General features: G+C 61.4%; 20 protein-coding genes and 1 pseudogene. 20 read left to right on the top strand and 1 reads right to left on the bottom strand.

The window, feature by feature from the left end:
- Positions 1-191 precede the first annotated feature (191 nt).
- The 10 genes and pseudogenes from PGW49_RS02665 (at position 192) to rpsJ (ending at position 15,065) form a co-directional block, all read left to right on the top strand.
- Positions 192-1,100, top strand: coding sequence for a UTP--glucose-1-phosphate uridylyltransferase (locus tag PGW49_RS02665; protein WP_055250255.1), 909 nt, complete (start codon positions 192-194; stop codon positions 1,098-1,100).
- Between the two features lie 287 nt (positions 1,101-1,387).
- On the top strand, positions 1,388-4,879 hold the full coding sequence (gene rpoB / locus PGW49_RS02660; RefSeq protein ID WP_270225425.1) for a DNA-directed RNA polymerase subunit beta: 3,492 nt from the start codon (positions 1,388-1,390) through the stop codon (positions 4,877-4,879).
- 6 nt (positions 4,880-4,885) lie between these two features.
- The gene (locus PGW49_RS02655; RefSeq protein WP_270225424.1) at positions 4,886-9,364 is read left to right on the top strand and encodes a DNA-directed RNA polymerase subunit beta'; all 4,479 of its coding nucleotides are present in this window, start codon (positions 4,886-4,888) and stop codon (positions 9,362-9,364) included.
- Between the two features lie 200 nt (positions 9,365-9,564).
- Positions 9,565-9,657 (top strand): annotated as a pseudogene (locus tag PGW49_RS10450) (RNA polymerase subunit sigma); the annotation flags it as partial.
- 29 nt (positions 9,658-9,686) lie between these two features.
- Positions 9,687-10,082 (top strand): RNA polymerase sigma factor, encoded by a 396-nt coding sequence (locus PGW49_RS02650; RefSeq protein ID WP_270225423.1) that lies wholly within the window; start codon positions 9,687-9,689, stop codon positions 10,080-10,082.
- Positions 10,033-11,109 (top strand): DUF4179 domain-containing protein, encoded by a 1,077-nt coding sequence (locus PGW49_RS02645; protein WP_270225422.1) that lies wholly within the window; start codon positions 10,033-10,035, stop codon positions 11,107-11,109. Before PGW49_RS02650 ends, PGW49_RS02645 begins: the two co-directional genes overlap by 50 nt.
- Before the next feature lie 543 nt (positions 11,110-11,652).
- The gene (gene rpsL / locus PGW49_RS02640; protein ID WP_006235012.1) at positions 11,653-12,030 is read left to right on the top strand and encodes a 30S ribosomal protein S12; all 378 of its coding nucleotides are present in this window, start codon (positions 11,653-11,655) and stop codon (positions 12,028-12,030) included.
- A gap of 73 nt (positions 12,031-12,103) precedes the next feature.
- A complete protein-coding gene (rpsG, locus tag PGW49_RS02635) occupies positions 12,104-12,577 on the top strand; it encodes a 30S ribosomal protein S7 (protein WP_006235013.1) in 474 nt (157 codons plus the stop codon).
- A 19-nt stretch (positions 12,578-12,596) separates the two neighbouring features.
- A complete protein-coding gene (gene fusA, locus PGW49_RS02630) occupies positions 12,597-14,696 on the top strand; it encodes an elongation factor G (RefSeq protein WP_022094183.1) in 2,100 nt (699 codons plus the stop codon).
- A 60-nt stretch (positions 14,697-14,756) separates the two neighbouring features.
- Positions 14,757-15,065: a 30S ribosomal protein S10 gene (gene rpsJ, locus PGW49_RS02625; protein WP_022094184.1), complete on the top strand. Its 309-nt coding sequence runs from the start codon at positions 14,757-14,759 to the stop codon at positions 15,063-15,065.
- Positions 15,066-15,180: 115 nt separating this feature from the next.
- Here the strand turns inward: rpsJ and PGW49_RS02620 are convergent, their stop codons facing one another.
- Positions 15,181-15,957, bottom strand: coding sequence for a biotin--[acetyl-CoA-carboxylase] ligase (locus tag PGW49_RS02620; RefSeq protein ID WP_270225421.1), 777 nt, complete (start codon positions 15,955-15,957; stop codon positions 15,181-15,183).
- A 176-nt stretch (positions 15,958-16,133) separates the two neighbouring features.
- Between PGW49_RS02620 and PGW49_RS02615 the strand changes: the two genes are divergently transcribed.
- The 10 genes from PGW49_RS02615 to accD are packed head-to-tail and all read left to right on the top strand — an operon-like array spanning position 16,134 to position 25,307.
- Positions 16,134-17,093 (top strand): 3-oxoacyl-ACP synthase III family protein, encoded by a 960-nt coding sequence (locus tag PGW49_RS02615; protein ID WP_270225420.1) that lies wholly within the window; start codon positions 16,134-16,136, stop codon positions 17,091-17,093.
- Between the two features lie 51 nt (positions 17,094-17,144).
- On the top strand, positions 17,145-17,381 hold the full coding sequence (locus tag PGW49_RS02610; RefSeq protein WP_270225419.1) for an acyl carrier protein: 237 nt from the start codon (positions 17,145-17,147) through the stop codon (positions 17,379-17,381).
- A 2-nt stretch (positions 17,382-17,383) separates the two neighbouring features.
- Positions 17,384-18,328 (top strand): enoyl-[acyl-carrier-protein] reductase FabK, encoded by a 945-nt coding sequence (fabK, locus tag PGW49_RS02605; RefSeq protein ID WP_270225418.1) that lies wholly within the window; start codon positions 17,384-17,386, stop codon positions 18,326-18,328.
- Positions 18,316-19,242, top strand: coding sequence for an ACP S-malonyltransferase (locus PGW49_RS02600; RefSeq protein ID WP_270225417.1), 927 nt, complete (start codon positions 18,316-18,318; stop codon positions 19,240-19,242). The genes fabK and PGW49_RS02600 overlap by 13 nt, the downstream gene beginning before the upstream one ends.
- A 30-nt stretch (positions 19,243-19,272) precedes the next feature.
- A complete protein-coding gene (fabG, locus tag PGW49_RS02595) occupies positions 19,273-20,046 on the top strand; it encodes a 3-oxoacyl-[acyl-carrier-protein] reductase (protein WP_270225416.1) in 774 nt (257 codons plus the stop codon).
- A 39-nt stretch (positions 20,047-20,085) separates the two neighbouring features.
- Positions 20,086-21,333: a beta-ketoacyl-ACP synthase II gene (fabF, locus tag PGW49_RS02590; RefSeq protein ID WP_270225415.1), complete on the top strand. Its 1,248-nt coding sequence runs from the start codon at positions 20,086-20,088 to the stop codon at positions 21,331-21,333.
- 3 nt (positions 21,334-21,336) lie between these two features.
- Entirely contained in the window at positions 21,337-21,810 is a 474-nt protein-coding gene (gene accB, locus PGW49_RS02585; RefSeq protein WP_022094191.1) for an acetyl-CoA carboxylase biotin carboxyl carrier protein, read from the top strand.
- Positions 21,811-21,819: 9 nt separating this feature from the next.
- Positions 21,820-22,242, top strand: coding sequence for a 3-hydroxyacyl-ACP dehydratase FabZ (gene fabZ / locus PGW49_RS02580; protein ID WP_006235025.1), 423 nt, complete (start codon positions 21,820-21,822; stop codon positions 22,240-22,242).
- A gap of 10 nt (positions 22,243-22,252) precedes the next feature.
- On the top strand, positions 22,253-23,596 hold the full coding sequence (locus PGW49_RS02575) for an acetyl-CoA carboxylase biotin carboxylase subunit (protein WP_270225414.1): 1,344 nt from the start codon (positions 22,253-22,255) through the stop codon (positions 23,594-23,596).
- Positions 23,583-25,307 (top strand): acetyl-CoA carboxylase, carboxyltransferase subunit beta, encoded by a 1,725-nt coding sequence (gene accD, locus PGW49_RS02570; RefSeq protein WP_270225413.1) that lies wholly within the window; start codon positions 23,583-23,585, stop codon positions 25,305-25,307. Before PGW49_RS02575 ends, accD begins: the two co-directional genes overlap by 14 nt.
- The last annotated feature ends 10 nt before the right edge of the window (positions 25,308-25,317 follow it).

The following is a 25,317-nucleotide window of genomic DNA, read 5'->3' as shown; positions in this document are numbered from 1 at the left end:
CACCCTGCCGTTGGGCAATAAAATTGCACCATTCGAGCAATAATTTGCGTTGACCTGCTGAAGAATTGTCTCTGCCTTGTAGCGACATATAGTTCCAGCGGTAAGATGCTTGGGTATCGCAATTTGGTCTGCGGCCGCCGTGCCGCACGCACAGGGCGCATCTTGCGCCTGCGAAAGGATCTTTGAATAACATGAAAGCAATCATCCCCGCCGCCGGTCTTGGCACGCGTTTTCTGCCTGGCACCAAGTGCACGCCCAAAGAGATGCTGCCGGTGCTCGACAAGCCCGTCATCCAGTACGTCGTCGAGGAGGCGCTCGATCCCGAGGAGGTCGACGATGCCATCATCGTTACTTCTCCCGGTAAGCCCGAGCTACTGAACTACTTCCAGCCCGATCGCTCGCTCGAGAACCTGCTGCGCGAGCGCGGCAAGAACGCCTATGCCGACGCCGTCGCCCACGCTGGCGGTATGCCGGTCGACTTCCGTTATCAGTACGAGCCCAAGGGCCTCGGCCATGCTATTCGCTCTGCCGCCGACGCCGTGGCAGGGGAGAACTTCCTGGTTCTTCTGGGCGACTACGTTGTGCCTAACCGCGACATCTGCGACAAGATGCTCGCCGTTTCCAAGGAGCACGGTGGCGCTTCGGTTATCGCCGTCGCTGCTTGCTCGCCCGAGGAAGTCAGCCGCTACGGCGTTATCGCCGGTGAGCGCGTCGGTTCGCTCGAGGGTGCCGAGGACGTTGCCGATGCAGAGCCGGGCGCTGTCTGGCGCATCGGCGGTCTGGTCGAGAAGCCCGCTCCCGAGGCGGCTCCGTCCAATCTGTACATCGTCGGTCGCTACCTGCTGAGCCCGCTGGTCATGGACCTGCTGGCAGATCAGCAGGCCGGCAAGGGCGGCGAGATCCAGCTCACCGACGCCATGGCCCGTTCGCTCGACCGCGAGGCCATGTATGCCGTCGTCATTGACCCGCTGTCGGGCTACGACACCGGCACTCCCTCTGGCTGGATGGCCACCAACGCCCTCATGGCCGCAAGCGACCCCCGCTTTGCCGATGCCTTCTGGGATGCCATCGACGAGCGCGGCGGATTGATGCGCAAGTAAGCCTTCGGGCATCGACATTTACGGGCGCGGACCTCGGTTCGCGCCCGTTTTTTATAAGAGCTGCGATTGCCGGCTCTCTGTTCACAGAAAATATATGAACAGATGTTCGATACACATACATCTACCTGCGTGTTTTCTGTCGAAAAACTTTGCTACTCCAAAAACTCAATCGCGTCAAGGCTTTTCTTGCCCAACGGTCGGTACCTGATAAACTATTAGGTTGCGATAACTGGCGAAGCTATGCCTCGCCAACCCACCGAGCATTTCCGTGAAGGAGGAAAAACCTGGTGACCTACGCATACACTGCCACTGAGCGCAAGCGCGTCAGCTTCGGGAAAATCCCGGAGGCCATGGAGCTCCCCAACCTTATCTCTGTTCAAAGGGAATCCTTTGAGCGTTTTAAGGACGAGGGCCTTCGTGAGGCGTTCAAGGAATCCAGCCCCATCCAGAGCCAGAACCATGTTCTCGAGGTTACCTTCGGCGAGCATCAGTTCGGCGACCCCGCGCACACCGTCGAGGAGTGCCGCGAGAAGGACATGACCTATCAGGCCCCGCTTCTGACCGACGTCCGTCTCACCAACAAGGAGACCGGCGAGATCAAGGAGCAGCTCGTCTTTATGGGCGACTTCCCCATGATGACCGATCAGGGCACCTTCATCATCAACGGTACCGAGCGTATCGTCGTCTCGCAGCTCGTCCGTTCCCCGGGTGTGTACTACAGCTCCGAGATGGATTCGGGCAAGCAGATCTACAAGGCCCAGATCATCCCGTCCCGCGGTGCCTGGCTCGAGTTTGAGGTCGACAAGCGCGACCAGCTCATGGTCTCCATCGACCGTAAGCGCAAGCAGAGCGCCACGATGTTCCTGCGCGCCCTTGGCATCGCCGTCACCAACGATGACATCATCGAGCTGCTCGGCAACTCCGATGTGATCAAGCGCACCCTGGAGCGCGACACCGCCCTCACTCGCGAGGACGCCCTCATCGAGATCTACCGTCGTCTGCGCCCGGGCGAGCCTCCCACCGTGGACGCTTCCCGCAGCCTGCTCGAGGGCCTGCTCTTCAACCCGCAGCGCTACGATCTGGCCCGCGTCGGTCGTTACAAGGTCAACAAGAAGCTCAACCTCACCACCGAGGAAGAGGTCACGGTGCTCACCGACGAGGATATCGTCGCGACGCTGCGCTACCTGCTGTCCCTCGCTGCCGGCGAGCAGGGCTTCAAGGTCGATGACATCGACCACTTTGGCAACCGCCGCATCCGCACCGTCGGCGAGCTCGTCGCCAACCAGTTCCGTATCGGCATGAGCCGTATGGAGCGCGTCGTCCGTGAGCGCATGAGCTCCCAGGACATCGACGAGATCACCCCGCAGTCGCTCATCAACATCCGCCCGATCGTGGCCTCCATCAAGGAGTTCTTCGGTTCCTCGCAGCTCTCGCAGTTCATGGACCAGGCGAACCCCCTGACCGGTCTGACCCACAAGCGCCGCCTGTCCGCACTCGGCCCTGGCGGTCTTGCCGGCCACAAGTCCGGCTCCAGCCGCCGCACCAACGTGCCGACGGCCGTCCGCGACGTTCACAACTCGCACTACAGCCGCATGTGCCCGATCGAGACCCCCGAAGGCCCCAACATCGGCCTGATCGGCTCGCTCGCCCTCTACGCCCGCGTCAACGAGTACGGCTTCATCGAGGCTCCGTTCCGTCGCGTCGAGAACGGCGTTGCCACCGACCAGATCGACTGGATGACCGCTGACGAGGAAGAGAAGCACGTCATCGCGCCGGCTAACACGCCGCTCGATCCCAAGACCAACGAGTTCATCACGACCGATGCCGAGGGCAAGCTTGTCCGCCCGCACACCGTGATCGCCCGTACCCGCGACTTCGACGGCTCCTTCGGCGCTCCCGCCGACGTGCCCGTCGAGGACGTCGACTACATGGACGTCTCGCCGCGTCAGATGCTCTCCGTCGCAGCCACGCTGATCCCGTTCCTCGAGCACGACGACGCCAAGCGTACGCTGATGGGTGCCAACATGCAGCGTCAGGCCGTGCCGCTGGTTCACCCTGCCGCTCCCTATGTCGGTACCGGCATGGAGCGTCGCGCCGCCCTGGACTCCGGCGAGGTCACCCTGGCCAAGAACGCCGGCGAGGTCATCTATGCCGACGCCTCCAAGATTATCGTCAAGCATGCCGGCGGCATGGACGAGTATCACCTGGCCAAGTACCAGCGCTCCAACCAGTCCACCTGCATCAACCACCGTCCGCTCGTGCGCGTCGGTGACACCGTTGAGCAGGGCGAGCCTCTGGCCGACGGTCCTTCGACCGATCATGGCGAGCTCGCACTGGGCCAGAACCTCACCGTGGCATACATGCCGTGGGAAGGCTTCAACTACGAGGACGGTATCGTCGTGTCTGAGCGCCTGGTGGCCGAGGACCTGCTGACGACCATCAATATCACCCGTCACGAGATCGACGCCCGCGACACCAAGCTCGGTCCCGAGGAGATCACTCGCGAGATCCCGAACCTCTCCGAGGACATGCTTGCCAACCTCGACGAGGACGGCATCATCCGCATCGGCGCCGAGGTCGGCCCTGGCGACATCCTGGTCGGCAAGGTCACGCCTAAGGGCGAGAGCGCTCTGACCGCCGAGGAGCGCCTGCTGCGCGCCATCTTCGGTGCCAAGGCTCACGATGTTCGCGACACCTCCCTTAAGATGCCTCACGGCGCTTATGGCCGCGTCATCGACGTCGTCCGCTTTAGCCGCGAGAACGGCGACGACCTGGCCCCCGGCGTTAACGAGCAGGTGCGCGTCTACGTCGCCCAGCGTCGTAAGATCCAGCAGGGCGATAAGATCGCCGGCCGCCACGGCAACAAGGGTGTTATCTGTAACGTTCTGCCGGTCGAGGACATGCCCTACATGGCTGACGGTACCCCGATCGACGTTATCCTCAACCCGCTGGGCGTTCCTTCGCGTATGAACGTCGGCCAGCTGCTCGAGTGCCACCTTGGCTGGGCTGCTGCCTGCGGTTGGGATACCGAGGATGCCGACTCCGACAAGTATGTCCCCGGTCCGTTCTTCGTCTCGACGCCCGTCTTCGACGGCGCCAAGGAGGACGAGATCGCCGAGGTCATCCGTCGCGCCAACAAGAACATGCTCAACAAGGCCACCGCTGCCTTTGGCGATCACATGCGCCCCGAGTTTGTCACCCAGCTTGACGAGCGCGGCAAGACCCGCCTGTTCGACGGCCGCACCGGCGAGGAGTTCCGCGAGCCCATTACCGTGGGTACGTCCTACATCCTCAAGCTCGGCCACATGGTTGACGACAAGATCCACGCCCGTTCGACCGGCCCTTACAGCCTGGTTACCCAGCAACCGCTGGGCGGCAAGGCTCAGTTCGGCGGCCAGCGCTTCGGCGAGATGGAAGTTTGGGCACTGTACGCATACGGTGCTTCCAACGTCCTGCAGGAGATCCTGACCGTCAAGTCCGACGATACCGTGGGCCGCGTCAAGACTTACGAGTCCATCGTCAAGGGCGAGAACGTCCCGGTTCCGGGTATCCCCGAGTCCTTCAAGGTTCTCGTCAAGGAGATCCGTTCCCTCGCACTGGACATCGAGCCCATGCACGATGCCGACGAGGACGCCTCCGCCCCTGTGACCGCCGAGGAGACCTCTGCTCTCGACGACCTGGCTGCGCTCGCCGGCGTTGACGCCGACGTCGAGGCCCAGGATGCCGAGACCGCCGAGGCACCCGAGGCTGTCGCCGCCACGACCACTGATAAGGAGTAGTTGACTGTGGCAGATTTCGAAGCTACTGATTTTGACTCGGTAAAGATCTCCCTTGCCTCCGCCGACCAGATCCGTTCCTGGTCGCACGGTGAGGTCAAGAAGCCGGAGACCATTAATTACCGTACCCTCAAGCCCGAGAAGGACGGCCTGTTCTGCGAGAAGATCTTCGGTCCCGCCAAGGACTGGGAGTGCTCCTGCGGCAAGTACAAGGGCATCCGCTTTAAGGGCATCGTCTGCGAGCGCTGCGGCGTCGAGGTCACCTCGGCCAAGGTGCGTCGCGACCGCATGGGCCACATCGAGCTCGCCGCTCCCGTGTCCCACATCTGGTACTTCAAGAGCCCCACGAGCTTCCCGATGAGCCGTATGCTCGACATCAAGTCCAAGGACCTCGAGAAGGTTCTGTACTTTGCCAGCTACATCATCACCGAGGTTGACTACGAGGCTCGCGAGGCCGATGCCGATGACCTGCGCGAGGAGCTCGCCGCCGATCTGGAAGAGATCGATGCTGAGTGCGCCCGCCAGATCGAGTCCCTCAAGGAGCAGGGCGACCCCGAGAACTTCGACGAGTTCTCCGACGAGGAGCCGCTGACCCCCGAGGAGATCGCCTCTGGCATCGTCGACATCGAGGAAGAGTGCAAGGACGAGAAGCAGCTCCGCACGGACGCCTTCAACGCCTTCATGAAGCTCAGCGAGCGCGACCTCATTTCCGATGAGCCGCTGTTCCGCGAGATGACCCGCTACTACTCCATGTACTTCAAGGGTGGCATGGGTGCCGAGGCCGTCCGCGACCTGCTCGCTGCCATCGACCTCCCCTCCGAGGCCGAGAAGCTCAAGGCCATCATCGCCGACGAGGACTCCCAGAAGCAGAAGCGCGAGAAGGCCGTTAAGCGCCTCGAGGTCGTTGACGCCTTCCTGAAGGGCGGTAACAGCCCCGCGAATATGATTCTGGACGTCATTCCGGTCATTCCGCCCGATCTGCGCCCGATGGTCCAGCTCGACGGTGGCCGCTTCGCCGCGTCCGACCTCAACGACCTGTACCGTCGCGTGATCAACCGTAACAACCGACTCAAGCGCCTGCTCGACCTGGACGCCCCCGCGATCATCGTGAACAACGAGAAGCGCATGCTCCAGGAGTCCGTGGACGCCCTGTTCGACAACGGCCGTCGTGGTCGCCCGGTCTCTGGCCGTGGCGGTCGCCCGCTCAAGTCGCTCGCCGAGGCGCTCAAGGGCAAGCAGGGTCGTTTCCGTCAGAACCTGCTGGGTAAGCGTGTCGACTACTCCGGCCGTTCGGTCATCGTTACCGACCCTAAGCTGCTGCTGCACCAGTGCGGTCTGCCCAAGACCATGGCGCTGGAGCTCTTCAAGCCCTTCGTCATGAAGCGCCTGGTCGAGCTTGGCAAGGTCGAGAACATCAAGGGCGCCAAGCGCGCTATCGACCGTGGTGCCACCTTTGTGTGGGACATCCTCGAAGAGGTCATCGACGGCCGCGTCGTGCTGCTCAACCGTGCACCGACCCTGCACCGTCTGTCTATCCAGGCCTTTGAGCCGGTGCTGGTCGAGGGCAAGGCTATCCACCTGCACCCGCTGGTCTGCTCGCCCTTCAACGCCGACTTCGACGGCGACCAGATGTCTGTCCACGTGCCGCTGTCCAGCCAGGCTCAGGCCGAGGCCCGCGTGCTCATGCTCTCTGCGAACAACCTGCGCTCGCCGGCATCCGGCAAGCCGGTCAACATCCCCTCGCAGGACATGATCATCGGTGTGTACTACCTCACCCAGGTTCGCGAGGGTCTGCCGGGCGAGAACCACGTGTTCTCGAGCTTCGACGACGCGCTGCACGCCTATGACTGCCGCTCCGAGGTCGACATGCAGGCCAAGATCCAGGTCCGCGTGTCCGCTGCCGATGCCAACGTCATCAACGAGGACGGCACCCGTATCTTCCGCGTCAAGAACGGCAAGAACGAGTTTGTCGACTACGACGTTACCGGCAACAAGACCGCGCGCTTCGAGACCTCTATCGGCCGCATCATCTTCAACCGCCAGTGCCTGCCCGAAGACTATGAGTTCATGAACTACAAGATGGTCAAGGGCGACGTGGCCAAACTGGTTGCGGACTGCTGCGATCGTTACCCCGAGGCCAAGGTCGGCCCGATCCTCGACGCCATCAAGTACTCCGGCTTCCACTACGCTACCCGCGCCGGCCTCACCATCTCGGTGTGGGACGCTCTCATCCCTGCCGAGAAGCAGGAGCTGCTCGATCGCGCCCAGGCCAACGTCGACCAGATCAACGAGTACTTCGAGGAGGGCTTCATCAACGAGACGGAGCGCCACATCGAAGTCGTTAACGAGTGGACCGCTTGTACCGATAAGGTCGCAGCGCTCATGCTCGACATGTTCGACGAGGAGAACCCGCTGTACATGATGGCCGACTCCGGCGCCCGTGGTTCTAAGACCCAGCTGCGTCAGCTCGGCGGCATGCGTGGCCTGATGGCAGACATGTCCGGCGAGACGATCGACCTTCCCATTAAGGCGAACTTCCGCGAGGGTCTGCTGCCGCTCGAGTACTTCATTTCGACCTACGGCGCCCGTAAGGGCCTGGTCGATACCGCATCCCACACCTCGGACTCTGGTTATCTGACCCGTCGTCTGGTCGATGTGGCCCAGGACGTCATTGTCCGCGAGGAGGACTGCGGTACGCACGAGGGCGTCACCTACAACCTCATCATCCCCGGCACCACCGACCTCAACACCGACCTCGTCGGCCGTTGCTTCATTGAGGACGTCGTGGCCCCCGATGGCACCGTGCTCTTTGAGCAGGACGGCTACATCGAGAAGGTCGCCGACATCCAGAAGATGGTCGATGCGGGCCTTAAGAAGGTCAAGCTTCGCGCGCTGCTCACCTGCCGCTCCAAGTACGGCGTGTGCCAGAAGTGCTACGGCTGGGATCTTTCCACCCGTCGTCCGGTCGCTATCGGTACTGCCGTCGGCATTATTGCCGCCCAGTCCATCGGCGAGCCCGGTACGCAGCTTACGATGCGTACCATTCACTCCGGCGGCGTCGCTGGCGTCGACGATATTACGCAGGGTCTGCCTACGGTCAGCCGTATGTTCGATATCGTCGGCAACGTCAACGAGAAGATCCTGGGCCGCGAGGCCGAGCTGGCTCCGTACTCCGGTCACCTCTCGATTAAGCCCGAGAAGTCCGAGTACGTGCTGACGCTCACCGACTCCGAGGATCACACCCGTGTCCTCGACGAGCGTCGCGTCCCCGCTTCGGTGCGCTTCATGCCTGAGATCGAGGACGGCTGCGAGGTTCGCGCCGGCGACCAGATCACCAAGGGCTTCGTCAACTTCCGCAACCTGCGCAAGCTGACCGACATCGAGTCGACGATGCACACCTTCGTCGAGAGCGTAAAGGACGTCTACACCAGCCAGGGCGTCGACCTGAACGACAAGCACATCGAGGTGCTCGCACGTCAGATGCTGCGTCGCGTTCAGATCACTAACCCCGGCGACTCCAAGTACCTGCTTGGTCAGTACGTTGACCGCTACGAGTTCGCCGACGAGGTCGAGCGCGTTGCCCGTCTGGGTGGTCAGGCTCCTGTGGCCGAGCCCGTCATCCTGGGTACGCTCAAGGTCGCGTCCAACATCGACTCCTGGCTGTCGAGCGCTTCGTTCATCCGTACCGCCGGCGTCCTTACCGAGGCTGCTATTGAGGGCAAGGTCGACCACCTGCTCGACCTTAAGTCCAACGTCATCGTCGGTAAGAAGATCCCGGCTGGTACCGGCCTCAAGCCGTACGCCAACGCCAAGCTGACGTATCGCACGGCCGACGGCTACGTGGACATCGACGGCCCGGCTTCGCCCAACGCCAAGTCGCTGCCCGAGTGGGCTCCTGTGGAGCTCAAGGACCTGGACGAGCAGCTCCCGCAGCAGCTCGACTGGGCCGGCTACGACGAGTTCGGTGGTGCTGACGGTTCGTTCACCCGCAACGGCCACACCATCTCCGCCGAGAAGGCTCGCCTGTACCTGTTCGACGACCTGGGCGTGTCGCAGCGCTGGACCAACAAGTTCAGCGAGGTCGGCATCGAGACGGTCGGCGACCTGGTCGGCAAGTCCGAGGAGGATCTGCTGCGCATCGATGGCATCGGTGCCAAGGCGATCGAGGAGCTCCGTGACGGCCTCGAGGCCCACGACCTGCTCTACATCCTCGAGAACAACGACGACGTTGCCGACGAGGAAGACCTCTCGCAGCTGCTGCAGATGGTCTTTAGCCCCGACGGTCCGGACGACATCCTGCTGGGCACCTCCGCCACGCCGACGCATCACGCCGACGCCGACGAGGAGCTCCTGGGCGCCCCGATCGACGACAAGAAGGCTCCCGCCAACGGCGCGATCAACGAGGACATGGCGTCCCTCGACGAGCTGCTCAACCAGCTCGTGGACACCGACGACGCCGAAGAGGCAAAGGACAACGACGAGGAGTAATTTCCTAGTACGTTAACCGTCCTTCCAAAGACCCGTTTCCCAACAGGGAAGCGGGTCTTTTTGTTAAAGAAAACCTGCCAAAAAGGGACAGGTATATTTTGGTAGGTTTTTCCTGCTTGAATTTGAAACATTTCGCCCGACAAGAGCGTATCTAAGGTGAGGGCCTCACTAAGAATTATTAACGTCACCGGGAGGTGATTATGGAAGAACAAGCATTTAGACAGGCGGTCGAGGATCACCGTGATGTCGTGTTTCGAATCGCATTGACGTACCTGCGCGATCGTGCCGATGCCGACGATATTGCCCAGGATGTCTTCTTAAGTTGCTTAAAAGCGATGGACACTTTGAAAGTTGGGAACATCTTCGCCGCTGGCTTATCCGGGTCACGATCAATGAATGTAAATCGCTCTTTCGAAAGCCATGGAGGCGTGTGGAGGATATTGAGAACCTGGCCGATTCGCTTTCGGCGGCGCAGGATGAGACCAAGGCGGTCCTGTCAGACGTTATGCGACTTCCGGAGCGATTCCGCGTTCCCATCGTGCTCTATTACTATCTGGGCTTTTCGACCTCAGAGATTGCCGAGTTGTTGCATGTACCAGCCGCGACCGTTCGAACGCGTTTGGCTCGCGGCAGGTCGAAGCTCAAGTTCATCCTAGAGGAGGGCGACCGTGAAATCCAATCAAATCAAGCAGGCCTTCGAGTCCATCCAAGCCGATAGCAATCTTGCAGATCGCGTTCTTAATACTGCTGCGGGTGAGCCGCTTCATCGAAAGGGCCATGCGAAGCCTCTCTATGTTGCCGTAATCGGGTGTCTTGTCGGAGTGTTGGCGACCGGAGGGGTCGCCTACGCAGTTATCAATTCCAGCTATTTTGCCTCAGCCTGGGGAAACCACGGCAACGGGGATTCCATTACCTGGACCAACGGCGGCTCATCGGGGACTCAATATACCTACACCAGAGAGTTCGGTGACGGCATCGCGCCCCAAAGCCTGGAGGGCACAGTCCAGAAGGTTGATCTGTCCGTCGAGGGTAATGGCTATACGCTCGATATCCATGAGATGGCTATTGACCAAAACGGCTGCGGAGCCGTGACGTTTACGTTGTCCAATCCAAATGGCGTTAACTACTACAAGCCGGCAGCAGAGACAGGCGAACTTGTTCTCTATGGTGAAGAAGAACAAGGCATCGGCACGCCCAGCATGAACTTCGGCGAGGAATGGGCTGACACACGCTGCACCATTGATAAGGACACATCAAGCGCCACGGTCATTAATGGCACGATGTACTTTGCCTCTATGGATCGCGAGCGAGGTTTTCAACATGCGGTCACCTGGAATATCTCGTGGACCGAGGGCGAAGGCGAGGATGCGAAGCCGTTCGAGGCATCGACGCCCGAGTTTAGCGTTGGAGCTTACGTCGATACAAAGGAACTCCGCTCCGATGACTCGCCTCTCGAGATCAGCCCGTTTTCTATCCAGACACACATCGATGATCTGGGCATTGGTGCAGTTGATAATAAGCTGACCGTCAGCTACAAGGATGGATCGGAGCAGATTATCGAAGATGACGACGCAGGGGTGTTCAACTTATATTTTTCTTATGCGCGCAATAGCGGAGAGAACATCTGGCTGCCAACGAAGTTGATCGATGTCGACCAAGTGGTCTCAGTAACGCTTGAGGGCACGAGGTACACGTCAACAGGAGAGACCGAAACAGAAGTACCCTTTACCATCGTTTATTCGTAAAGTCTGGGCCGCTTCCCAAGGGGGGAAGCGGCCTTTTAGCGTTATATGGACGAGTGGATTGGACGTTATTCGTCTGATTCTCGGAAGAACGTGGCAAATGGATGCGGATCACCGTGAAGAGTGGCGTTTTCCCAGATAAAACCGACCGAAATAAACCTGTCCCTTTTTGGCAGGGAACGTTGCCCCGACGAGCACGTCGGATTCCCGGGCCGGGCGGCACAGGGGTTAAGTTTGTCGCGAGTTCCGCACGAGCCGGAGGCCACTTAATGTGGCCTCCGTGCGAGCCAGGACTGTAGAGCAGCAAACTTAACCCCTGTGCCGCCCGGCCCGGGAATCCGCCCACGCGCACAGAAGGGGATTCCTTTTGTGTAGGCTTTGCGGAAATGTGGGTATTTTAGGATACGCCCGGCGGCGTGGTCTGTTGACGACACAGCTAACGCCACGTATCCTATCGAACTGCGTGTTTCGTAGGGGGATGCTGACCCCTCGATTCAAGCCGTTGCACTTTACAGAAAGCTGGAATCATTCGAGAAGGAGTACGCTTTGCCTACTATTAACCAGCTGGTTCGCCAGGGCCGTCGTTCCGTGCCCAAGAAGTCCAAGAACGCTGCTCTGCAGCACAACTCCCAGAAGCGCGGCGTGTGCACCCGCGTCTTCACCACGAGCCCCAAGAAGCCGAACTCGGCTCTTCGTAAGGTTGCCCGTGTTCGCCTCGTCAACGGCATCGAAGTTACTGCTTACATCCCGGGTGAGGGCCACAACCTGCAGGAGCACTCCATCGTGCTCGTCCGCGGCGGTCGTGTCCGTGACCTCCCTGGTGTCCGTTATCACGTCATCCGTGGCGCCTACGACGCTGCTCCGGTCCAGAACCGTATGCAGGCCCGTTCTAAGTACGGTGCTAAGCGCCCCAAGGCCAAATAAGCCAGATAACGTTTTGATACTTTCGCCGTGTGCCGCCTAAGCGCCGCACGGTAGACACTTAAGGAGATTTCACATGCCGCGTCGTGCAGCAGCTAATCGTCGTGAGGTTCAGCCTGACGCCGTTTACAACAACCGCCTGGTGACTCAGCTCATCAACAAGGTCCTTCTTGACGGCAAGAAGGCCACCGCTGAGCGCATCGTTTACACCGCTTTCGAGATCGTTGCCGAGAAGTCCGAGGGTGGCGACGCTCTCGCTACCTTCAAGAAGGCTATGGACAACGTCAAGCCCACGCTCGAGGTTAAGCCCAAGCGTGTCGGTGGCGCTACCTATCAGGTCCCGATGGAGGTCAACTCCCGTCGTTCCACCGCTCTGGGTATCCGCTGGATCGTCAACTTCTCCCGCGCTCGCAAGGAGAAGACCATGGCCGAGCGTCTCGCCAACGAGATCCTCGACGCTTCCAACGGCCTGGGTGCTTCCGTCAAGAAGCGTGAGGACGTCTTCAAGATGGCCGAGGCCAACCGCGCTTTCTCTCACTATCGTTGGTAAGTTAAGGTAAGGAACTAACATGGCTAAGCCTAAGTACAAGCTTTCCGATACCCGTAACATCGGCATCATGGCCCACATCGATGCCGGTAAGACCACCACGACCGAGCGTATTCTTTACTACACCGGTAAGACCCACAAGATCGGTGAGGTCCATGAGGGCGCTGCCACCATGGACTGGATGGTTCAGGAGCAGGAGCGCGGCGTAACCATTACCTCCGCTGCTACCACGTGCTTCTGGAACAAGGACGGTAAGGACTACCGCATCCAGATCATCGACACCCCGGGCCACGTTGACTTCACCGCCGAGGTCGAGCGCTGCCTGCGCGTCCTCGATGGTGCTGTCGCCGTCTTCGACGCCGTTGCCGGCGTTCAGCCCCAGTCTGAGACCGTTTGGCGTCAGGCTTCTACCTTCAACGTCCCCCGCATCGCCTTCATCAACAAGTATGACCGCGTGGGCGCTGACTTCTTCAACGCTATCGAGACCATGAAGGATCGTCTCGATGCTAACGCCGTGGCCGCTCAGGTCCCGATGGGCGCCGAGGACAACTTCTGGGGCGTCATCGACCTGGTCACCATGACTGCATGGGACTTCAAGGCCGACGAGAAGGGTATGACCTACCCCGAGCCGATGGACGAGATCCCGGCTGAGTTTGCCGACATCGCTGCCACCAAGCGCGAGGAGCTCCTTGACGCTGCTGCCAGCTTTGACGACGAGCTCATGGAGAAGATCCTCATGGAGGAGGACTTCACCGTCGAGGAGCTCAAGGCTGCTCTGCGCAAGGGCGTTCTGGCCAACGAGCTCAACCTCGTCTTCGTGGGCTCCGCCTACAAGAACAAGGGCGTCCAGGAGCTGCTCGACGCTGTCGTCGACTACCTGCCCAGCCCGCTCGACGTCGAGGCCGTCACCGGTACCGATCCGGACACCGGCGAGGAGATCCAGCGTCATCCTTCCTTCGACGAGCCCTTCTCCGGCCTGGTCTTCAAGATCATGACCGACCCGTTCGTCGGTAAGCTCACCTATGTCCGCGTTTACTCCGGCCGTGCCGAGTCCGGCTCCTACGTGGTCAACGCTTCCAACGGTCAGCGCGAGCGCCTCGGCCGCATCCTCGAGATGAACGCCGCCGAGCGTATCGACCGTGACGACGCTGCCGCCGGCGACATCGTCGCTTGCGTCGGCTTCAAGAACTCCACCACCGGTGACACCCTGTGCGCCGAGGGCAAGGAGATCGTCCTCGAGAAGATCGAGTTCGCTAAGCCCGTTATCGACGTTGCCATCGAGCCCAAGACCAAGGCCGAGCAGGACAAGATGTCCCTGGCTCTGACCAAGCTCGCCGAGGAGGACCCGACCTTCCAGGTGTCCACCAACCACGAGACCGGCCAGACCATCATCGCCGGCATGGGCGAGCTGCACCTCGAGATCATCGTCGACCGTCTGCTCCGCGAGTTCAAGGTTGACGCTAACGTTGGTAAGCCCCAGGTTGCCTACCGCGAGACCGCTGGTCACGACGTCGAGAAGGCTGAGGGCAAGTTCGTCCGTCAGTCCGGTGGTCGCGGTCAGTATGGCCACGCCGTCATCAAGCTCGAGAAGATGGAGGAGGGCTTCGGCTACGAGTTCGTCAACGCTATCGTCGGCGGCGTCGTGCCCAAGGAGTACATCCCGTCCATCGACAAGGGCATCCAGGAGGCCCTGAACACCGGTGTTATCGCCGGCTTCCCGGTCCTCGACGTTAAGGTCACCCTGTTCGACGGTTCTTACCACGAGGTCGACTCCTCCGAGGCCGCCTTCAAGATCGCCGGTTCCATGGCTATCAAGGACGCCCTCAAGAAGTCCGATCCGCAGCTGCTCGAGCCGATCATGGCTGTCGAGGTCGAGACCCCCGAGCAGTACATGGGCGACGTTATGGGCAACCTCTCCGGTCGCCGCGGCAAGATCGAGGGCATGGAGGATCGCAAGAACAGCAAGCTCATCCGTGCCAAGGTGCCGCTGGGCGAGATGTTCGGTTACGCTACCGACCTTCGCTCCCAGACCCAGGGCCGTGCATCCTACACGATGCAGTTCGACTCTTATGAGCCCGCGCCCAAGTCCATCGTGGACGAGGTCATGAGCAAGAACGCCTAAGTTCGAGCTCCCTGTTACGTAATCCGCGAGAACATCTCTCGCACTCTTTGGAGGTTTAAGTTGGCTACCCAGAAGATCCGCATTCGCCTCAAGGGCTATGATCACGAGGTCGTCGATCAGTCCGCGAAGCTCATCGTCGAGACCGCTCAGAAGACCGGCGCTCGCGTTTCCGGTCCTGTCCCCCTGCCCACCGAGCGCAACCTGTACACGGTTATCCGCTCGCCGCACGTGAACAAGGACTCCCGTGAGCAGTTCGAGATGCGCACCCACAAGCGCCTCATCGACATCCTCGACCCCACCTCGGGCACCGTTGATTCGCTCATGCGTCTCGACCTCCCCGCTGGCGTCGACATCGACATCAAGCTCTAAGCGATATCGCTCATAGCTTAAAGGGCCCCGCTGCCGTAACGGCAGCGGGGCCCTTTTGTTTTGAATGATGGTTTGGACTGCGGGGTAATGCTGTCGAGTAGGTGGTTGCGGCGCCCTATTCGCTCAAGGGACGCAGCGATGCCTCCTCAAAATGGAAGGATCGAAAGCCGTCTTCCGTTTCGATGCACGCGCGACCAAAGCCATCGACCGTTTTAAAGATGCCACGCGCCAGCTCGTCCCCAGCGGGGGAGCGGGCGATAACGTGCTCCCCGATCCAATTGAGGTGAGCGATATATTCGTCGTGGACGGGCGCGAGCGGACCGGCGTCTTCTTCCTTGGCGTTGAGGTGCTCTGCCCAAGCATCTACAGCGTCTATAACTGCGTGATAGACCTCATCGAGGAGCTTGTCGACGGCGGGAACGCTCTCGTTGAGGTCCGAGAGGCCAATTGCCGCCAGGCCGCCATCGGGCACCTCTTGGGGCGTGTAGTTTACGTTGACGCCAATGCCGCAGACGGCGAAAGGTTTGCCTTCGTTATCGCGTGCGGCCTCGACCAGAATGCCGCCGAGCTTGCGTCCTCGCGCGACCAGGTCGTTGGGCCATTTAAGGCGAATCTCGTTTGCAAGACCCTGCTTTTCGAGTGCTTCGAGCACCGCTAGGCCGCTGACGGCGGCAAGACCAGAGTACTTTGCGGGATTAACGCATGGACGCAGGACAATCGAAAGCAATAGGTTGCCGGCGGTTGAATCCCACTTGTGGCCGCGCCGGCCGCGTCCTGCCGTTTGCGCGCGGGCGGCAAGTCCTGTGCCGTGCGGCGCACCCTGTTTTCCTGCCTCGAGCAGGTCATCGTTGGTCGATCCGGTTACGTCGACAATCGTTAATTGGGCATCCATAGCGGCTGCTACCTCCTTATTGAATAAGTGAATGACGCAATGGTGTCGAGAGATAGACACAATGTGAAGCCTTTGTCGCATTTAGACAATTTAATGTTAACACGTCAACAAAGACTGAAATGCGTTATCCTCTCTTGGTCGATGTAAACACGTCAACAACTCAAAGGAGGTTAGTGATGGGTTTCACGATTCTTGGAACAGGTTCGGCACTTCCTGAGCGCAGTGTTTCCAATGACGAGCTGTCTGAGTTCCTCGATACCTCGGATGAGTGGATTTTTACTCGCACAGGTATCAAGAGCCGCCACGTTTGCACCACCGAGTCACTTGACGACCTTGCCGTAGCGGCGAGCGAGCGGGCACTCCAGGTGTCCGGAATCGACGCGAGCCAGCTGGATCTGATCGTCTGCTCGACGACGACGGGTGACCACCTTGTTCCCGCTGAGGCGTGTGCCGTTGCTGAGCGACTAGGCGCGACGTGCCCTGCCTTCGATGTCTCGGCGGCTTGTGCCGGCTTCGTATTTGCGCTCGATGTCGCCGAGGGCTATATCGCCCGCAGCCGTGCCGAGCGTGTGCTTGTTGTTGCTGCCGAGCAGATGACGCGCGCGCTCGACTGGACCGACCGTGCCACCTGCGTGCTTTTTGGCGATGGGGCAGGCGCCGCAGTGATTGAAGCTGGGGGAGACAACCCCCTTGCCGTTGAGCTTTCGACGGCGCCCGACGTCGAGACGTTGCGCGTTCCCGGTCTGGTCGGTACCTCGCCGTTTAAGGCTTCCGCAGATAGCGCGAGCGTGCTGTCCATGAATGGCCGCCGCGTGTTCAAGTTCGGCGTCAACGCCATCTGCGACACGGTCCATAAGCTTGCGATCGATGCGGGCATTTTGGTCGAAGACATCGATCATTTTGTATTCCATCAGGCTAACGAACGAATCCTGAGCCAGGCGGTCAAGCGCCTGGGCGTGCCGGACGAGCGCGTGGTTCGCACGTTGCGCGAGACCGGCAACATTTCGAGCGCATGCATTCCGCTTGCCCTCGACCGGCTGGCAAACGCCGGTGCACTTCACACAGGCGACACCATCGCCTTGGTTGGATTTGGCGCCGGTCTGGATATAGGTGGCTATCTGCTTCGTTGGAAGTAGTCGCACATAGGAAATAAAAACGCCCTAGGGCACAACCAAAGGAGAACTACCATGGCAGATCAGAAGACCTTTGAGCGCGTTTGCGACGTTATCCGCGAGACCGCCGGTCTTGACGATGTCGAGATGAAGCCCGAGTCCACGCTCGAGGAGATTGGTCTCGACAGCCTGGGCACCGTCGAGATCCTCGTTGCCGTCGAGGACGAGTTTGGCATCCAGCTCGATACCGAGGAGAACCCCAAGACGGTCGGCGAGTTCGCCGATACGGTCGAGGAGGCATTGGAGAAGTAGAGATGCTCAAGACTCCTCTCTGCGATCTGCTCGGCATCGAAAAGCCCGTGTTCCAGGGCGGTATGGCCTGGATTGCCGATGCCTCGCTGGCGTCCGCAGTGTCCGAGGCGGGTGGCTTAGGCATCATCGCGGCCATGAATGCCGACGCCGACTGGCTTCGCGACCAGATTCACGAGCTGCGCGCCAGGACGGATAAGCCCTTTGGCGTCAACGTCATGCTCATGAGCCCGTTTGCCGACGAGGTTGCACAGGTCGTGATTGACGAGCGAGTGCCGGTCGTCGTGACGGGCGCCGGCAATCCCGCCAAGTACATGAAGGCGTGGAACGAGGCGGGCATCAAGGTCATCCCGGTCGTTGCCTCGGTGGCGCTGGCGCGCCTCGTGGCACGTCGTGGAGCCACGGCGGTTGTTGCCGAGGGTACCGAATCGGGCGGCCATATTGGCGAGACCTCGACGATGGCACTGGTGCCGCAGGTCGTCGATGCGGTTGACATTCCCGTCGTGGCCGCCGGCGGTATTGCCGACGGCCGCGGCGTGGCGGCCGCCTTTATGCTGGGCGCCGAAGGCGTGCAAGTGGGTACGCGCTTTCTGGTCGCAGACGAGTGCACCGTCTCGGAGCAGTACAAAGAGATGGTCCTGAAGGCCAACGACACTTCGACGCGTGCGACCGGTCGCTCGACGGGACATCCAGTGCGCGCCCTCAAGAGCCCCTTCACCAACGCCTATGCCAAGAGCGAGGGTTCCGGCGCGAGTGCCGAGGAGCTCGGTGCTATGGGAACCGGTGCGCTGCGTAAGGCCGCCAAGGACGGCAACTACGAAGAGGGTTCGTTTTTGTGTGGACAGATTGCCGGCATGGTCAACGAGCGCCAGAGCGCACGCGAAATCGTTGACGACCTGGTCGATGGCGCCGAGCACGTCCTGAAGGGTGCGTGCGCATGGGTGGCGTAGCGTTTTTGTTTGCCGGCCAGGGTGCCCAGCACCCCGCGATGGGCGTCGACTTGATCGAGACATCGCCGGCGGCTGCCGAGGTGTTCGCCATTGCCGATGAGGTGCGCCCGGGGACGAGCGAGCAGTGCCGGAGCGCCTCCAAGGAGGAGCTCTCGCAGACCGAGAACACGCAGCCTTGCGTGTTCGTGCACGACTTGGCTGTCGCCGTCGCCCTGCGCGAGCGCGGCGTGGTGCCTGCCGCCTGTGCGGGATTCTCGCTGGGCGAGGTCGCTGCACTCACCTTTGCGGGGGCGTTCGATACGCGAGCGGGCTTTGGGCTTGTGTGCGAGCGCGCGGCGCTGATGGCCGCGGCTGCCGAGCGCCATCCGGGCGGCATGCGCGCCGTCATCAAGCTCGATGCGGCGCAAGTCGAGGGCCTGGCAAAACAGGCCGGCGTGGACTGCTGGCCAGTCAACTACAACAGCCCCCAGCAGACGGTTGTGGCCGGAGCGCCCGATGCGCTGCAGACCCTCGACGTCCTAGTAAAAGAGGCTGGCGGCCGCGCCATGAAGGTCGCGGTGTCGGGTGCATTTCATAGCCCCTATATGGGCGAGGCGGCCTGTGGCCTTGCCGCATATATTGAGGCCGGTCACGCGCCGTCCCCGTTGCTCATTCCTGTTTTGGCAAATATGACAGCGGCGCCCTATCCGGCGGACCCCCAGACGGCATCGGAGGTGCTGGCCAACCAGGTGAGTCATGCCGTGCGCTGGGTCGACACGCTGCATGCTCTGCAGGATCAAGGCATCGACACATTTATTGAGGTCGGCCCCGGCAAAACGCTGTCCGGCCTGGTCAAGCGTACGTTGAGCGACGTTCGTGTGTATTCGTGCGAGACGGCCGAGCAAGTCGCAGCTATTGCCGACGAGCTCGCATAGTCCACAGGGCTGTAACCCGAAAGGAATGACATGGGCAACTTGAACAATGGCGCGCTCGAGCGCAACGACTCACGTCGCGTGGCACTGGTCACGGGCGGCTCGCGGGGTATCGGCCGCGCCTGCGCTATCGGTCTGGCGGAGGACGGCTTTGATATCGCCGTCGTCTATGCCGGCAGCGTCGATGCGGCGCGCGAGACGTGCGAAGCCTGCGAGGCCGCTGGTGCCACAGCTCGCGCATATCAATGCGACGTGGCCGATCCCGCTGCCGTCAACGCGTGCGTGGAAGCGGTCCTCAACGACTTTGGCTCCATTTGGGCGCTCGTCAACAACGCTGGCATCACCCGCGATGGCCTGCTCATGCGTATGGGTGATGACGCCTTCGATCGCGTGCTCGATGTCAATCTTAAAGGAACGTTTAACACGACGCGCGCGCTCACCAAGTCCTTTATGCGCCAGCGCGGCGGCTGCGTCGTCAACATGAGCTCGGTTGTGGGCCTGATGGGCAATGCCGGGCAGGTCAACTACGCTGCCTCCAAGGCGGGCGTGATCGGCCTGACCAAGGCGGTGGCGCGCGAGCTTGCGCCCCGCGGTGTACGAGTGAACGCGGTCGCCCCCGGGTTTGTCGAGACAGATATGACGGCAAAGCTCTCGGAGAAGGTGCGTACGGTAACCGAGGAGCAGATTCCCCTTAAGCGTATGGCGCAGCCCGAAGAGGTGGCCGGTGTGGTGCGATTTTTAGTGAACGATGCAGCTGCCTACATTACGGGCGAAGTTGTACGCGTCGACGGCGGAATGGCGATGTAGAAACCAGGGCCGAAGAACGGCTTGGATGAGGAGACCATGATGGAACAGAGAGTTGCAATCACCGGTATCGGTGCCGTGTCGCCGCTCGGCAACACCGCGCTTGCCACCTGGGCGGCCATGTGCGCCGGCACGTGCGGCATCGGCCCGATCACGCACTTCGATACCGATGCGTTTGCCGTCAAGGTGGCAGCCGAGGTCAAGGGCTTTGACGGCAACGAGTACTTTGGCAAGCGTGACGCCAAGCATCTCGACCCCTGCGTTCAGTTTGCGATGGCGGCTTCGGACGAAGCCATGCACGATGCGGGCTTTGATGTCGAAGGCGCCATCGATCGCGAGCGCCTGGGCGTCTACGTGGGCTCGGGCGTGGGCGGCATGACGACGCTCGTCGACAACGTCCATACGATTGCCGAACGTGGGCCCCGCCGCGCATCGCCCTATATGATCGCGATGATGATCCCCAACATGGCATCGGGCAATATCGCAATCCGCCACAAGGCAAAGGGCCCGACCCTGCCCGTGGTGACCGCGTGCGCAACCTCGGCCCATGCGGTGGGCGAGGCGTTCCGCGCCATCAAGCACGGCTATGCCGACGCGATCCTCGCGGGCGGCGCCGAGGCCGCAATTATCCCCGATGCCGTTGCGGGCTTTACGTCCTGCCGCGCATTGACCGCCAACCCCGATCCCGCGACGGCCTGCCGTCCGTTCGATGCAGACCGCGACGGCTTTGTGATGGGCGAGGGCGCCTGCGTGCTCGTGCTCGAGAGCATGGAACATGCGCAGGCGCGCGGTGCGCACATTTATGCCGAGGTCGTGGGCTACGGCAACACCGATGATGCCTATCACATCACGAGCCCTGATCCCGAGGCTGCCGGCATTGCCCGCGCGATATCGCTGGCGGTGACCGAGGGCGACGTCAGGCCTTCCGAGGGTCTCTACATCAATGCTCACGGCACATCGACCAAGCTCAACGATTCGTCCGAGACGGCGGGCATTAAGCGTGCGCTCGGCGAGGACGCGGCGCGCGCCGCGCACGTCTCGTCGACTAAGTCGATGACCGGCCACATGATCGGTGCCACGGGCGCCATCGAGGTCATGGCCTGCGCCATGGCGCTCGAGCAGGGCGTGGTGCCGCCGACCATTAACTACCACACGCCCGATCCCGCCTGCGATCTTGACTACACGCCCAATCGCGCGGTTCGCGCCGACCTTACCTGGGCGCTTTCGACCAACCTGGGCTTTGGCGGACACAACGCCGCCATCGCGCTGCGTAGATATGCAAGGAGCTAGAGCATGGATTCCAAAAGACTTGCCGAGATAGCCGATGTTATGGAGGACCGCGGCCTCACGCGCGTACGCGTTGAGGAGCCCGATGGCACCGCGGTCGAACTCGAGCGCGCGAGCGCCGCACAGCCGGTTGCCGTGCCCATGCCCATGCCGAGCGCTATGGCCGCTCCAGTTGCAGCTCCCACAGTCGCGCCTGCCGCACCGGAGCCCGCCGCGCAGACACCTGCCGCCGCACCGGAGCCCAAGGGCACCGAGGTGACCGCTCCCATGGTCGGCGTTTTCTATGCTGCCCCGGCGCCGGGCGACGAACCGTTTGTGCACGTGGGCTCCAAGGTCAAGGCTGGCGAGACCCTTTGCATCATCGAGGCCATGAAGGTTCTCAACGAGGTGACGGCAGAGGCGGATGGCGAGGTGCTCGAGATCTGCGTGGCCGACGGCGACCTCGTGGAGTTCGGCAGCTGCCTCATGAGGATCGGATAGGTGATATCCATGAACAAAGAAGAGCTTAAAGAACTGTTGCCGCATCGCGAGCCGATGCTTTTGCTCGACGAAGCCGAGCTGGTGGGCGACGAGGCCCACGGCAAGATCACGATTACGGGCGACGAATACTTTTTGCAGGGGCATTTTCCGGGAAACCCGGTGGTCCCCGGCGTGATCCAGTGCGAGATGCTCGCCCAAAACTGCTGCGTGCTGCTGATGGGCGATGAGGAGGCGCGCGGCGCGACGCCGTTCTACACGAGTCTGGACAAGGTGCGCTTTAAGCGTCCGGTGCGACCGGGCGACACGGTGGATCTGGTGTGCTCCATCACGCGTGCGCGCGGGCCGTTCCGCTTTGCGACGGGTACTGCAAGCGTCAACGGTGAGGTCTGTTGCCGCGCCGACATGTCTTTTGCACTCATGCACGAAAGTTAAGGAAGGCTTCATGTTCGACAAAGTGCTCATCGCCAACCGCGGCGAAGTCGCGGTCCGTGTTATCCGCGCGTGCCGCGATATGGGCATCAAGACCGTCGCCGTTTATTCCACGGCCGATGCGGACGCGCTGCACGTGCAGCTTGCCGACGAGGCGTATTGCATCGGCGGTCCGCGTCTTGCCGAGAGTTACCTCAACGACGATGCCGTGCTCACCTGTGCCGTAAAGTCGGGAGCTAAGGCAATTCATCCCGGCTATGGCTTTTTCTCCGAGAAGGCGAGCTTCGTGCGCGACTGCGACAAGTATGGCTTGGCGTTTGTTGGTCCTTCGGCCAAGGTGATCGACAGCATGGGCGACAAGGACGCCGCACGTCGAACGGCTGCCGCGGCGGGCGTGCCCATCGTGCCGGGCTGCGATTTGCTCAAAAGTCCCGAGGAGGCAACGGCGGAGGCCGAGCGCATTGGCTGCCCCGTGCTCATCAAGGCGCGTGCAGGTGGCGGCGGTCGCGGTATTCGCAAGGTCGAGCGCGTGGAAGACGCGGCAAAGGCCTTTATTGAAGCACGCGCCGAGGGCGAGGCCGTTTTTGGCGACGGCGAGTGCTACATGGAGAAGTTCGTCGCGCCGGCGCACCATGTCGAGGTGCAGATTATGGCCGATAAGCAGGGCCATGTGTTTTCGCTCGGCGAGCGCGAGTGCTCGGTGCAGCGCCGCAACCAAAAGCTAATCGAGGAGAGCCCTGCGCCGTGCCTCGACGGACACGACGACATTCGTGCTCGCATGCACAAGGCGGCACGCGACCTGGCTCGTGCCGTCGGCTACGAGGGAGCCGGCACCATCGAGTTTTTGTACTCGGACGACGGCAATTTCTACTTTATGGAAATGAACACGCGTCTGCAGGTTGAGCATCCGGTCACGGAGTTTGTGACCGATACCGACTTGGTCAAGTGGCAGCTGCGCGTGGCAGCCGGCCAGTCCCTGCCCTTTGAGCAGGAGGACGTACCGGTCCGTAACCACGCCATGGAGTGCCGCATCAATGCCGAAACGCCGGACTTTCTGCCGTCATGCGGAACGGTCACCGCGTTGCGTGTGCCGGGTGGTCCGCGCGTGCGCTGGGATTCGGCCATGTTTACCGGTGCGAACGTTCCGCCGTACTACGACTCCATGCTCGGCAAGCTTATCGTGTGTGCGCCCACGCGCGACGGCGCCATTCGCAAGATGCGCTCGGCTTTGGGCGAGCTCGTGATTGAGGGCGTGAGCGAAAACAGCGAGCTTCAGCTCGACGTGCTTGCAAACGATGAGTTCTTGTCGGGCATGTACCACACCGATCTGATGGGGCATCTCTATGCTGATGAATAGAAAAGCGAAGACGGTCAACGTCCTCGAGGGACCGATGACCGAGTCGTGCGCCGAGTTTCCCGCGCGCCACGTGTTTATCAAGTGCCCGGAGTGCCGCCGCGTGATCGATGAGGCGCGCCTGCACGACAACCTCGAGGTCTGCCCTCGTTGCGGCAAACACTTTCGCGTGAGCGGGCGCGACCGCATGCGCATGACGATTGACGAGGGCACGTTTGAGGAATGGGATGCCAGTCTGGCGCCGGAGGACTTCCTTTCGTTTCCCGGCTATGCCGACAAGCTCAAGAGCGTGAGCGAACGTTCGGGCGAGCGCGATGCCGTTGTGTGCGGCAAGGGCAAAATCTGCGGTTGCGATACGGCGCTCTTCTTTATGGACGCCAACTTTATGATGGGCTCGATGGGTTCCGTGGTGGGCGAGAAGATCTGTCGCACATTTGAGCGAGCGACCGAGCTTGGATTGCCAGTTGTCGGCTTTACCGTTTCGGGCGGTGCGCGCATGCAAGAGGGCGTGACCTCGCTCATGCAGATGGCCAAGATTTCTGCGGCGGTTAGGCGCCATAGCGAGGCGGGCGGCCTGTATATCACGGTGCTCACTGACCCCACGACCGGAGGCGTAACCGCGAGCTTTGCCATGGAGGGCGATATTATCCTGGCCGAGCCCGATGCCCTGACGGCGTTTGCCGGTCCGCGCGTGATCGAGCAGAACATGCACAAGCGCCTGCCCAAAGGATTCCAGCGCTCCGAGTTTTTGCTGGAGCATGGCTTTTGCGATGCCGTTGTTCCGCGTGGCGAGATTGCGCTCACGGTAGGCGAGCTGCTGGCACTGCACGAAGGGCACGCACCCGGCCTGGGGGCACCGCATGAAATCGTGCATACGGGTCGCCGCGGCAAAAAGCTGGGACACTTGTTCAGGCGCTCGACGGCACCAAAAACCGCGCTCGAGATTGTCAAGCAGACCCGCTCGGCAGATCGAGCCACGGCGGGTGAGATGATCTCGCTGGGCCTCGACGGATTTGTGGAGTTGCACGGCGACCGTTACTTTGGCGACGACGCCGCTGTGGTGGCTGGCATTGGCTGGAAAGACGGACGCCCCGTAACGGTCATCGCCATCGAGCGCGGCACCACGACCAAAGAGCGTATGCGCCGCAACTTTGGCATGGCGCATCCCGAGGGCTATCGCAAAGCGCGTCGCCTTATGCGCCAGGCCGAAAAGTTTGGTCGACCGGTTCTGTGCCTGGTCGATACTTCGGGTGCGTTTTGCGGCATCGGTGCCGAGGAGCGCGGCCAGGGCGAGGCGATTGCCCAGAATCTCATGGAGATGAGCGGCCTTAAGACACCGATTGTTTCCGTTGTTACGGGCGAGGGCGGATCCGGTGGCGCACTGGCGCTGTCCGTGGCTGATCGCATTTTTATGCTTTCGAGCTCGGCCTATTCGGTCGTGAGCCCCGAGGCCTGTGCGTCGATCCTGTGGAAGGATACCGAGCGCGCGAATGAGGCCGCCGAGGCGCTTAAGCTCACGGCCCCCGATCTGTTGGCGCTCGGCATCATCGACGGCATTGTTGACGATAGGGGCCTGTCGCATGAGGAGATCGCCGGTGCCGTCATGTCCTCGGCATTTGATGCCTTCGATACGCTTGGGCAGCTCGACGACGCGACCCTCACAAACCTCCGCTACGAAAAGTACCGCGCAATCGGTCAGTACCGCACGATGTGACAAAGGGACA

The organism is Collinsella aerofaciens (assembly GCF_027679495.1).
Lineage (GTDB): Bacteria > Actinomycetota > Coriobacteriia > Coriobacteriales > Coriobacteriaceae > Collinsella > Collinsella aerofaciens_AK.
Note: the sequence above shows the minus strand (reverse complement) of the source record. Positions and strands in the feature narration are given on the sequence as shown.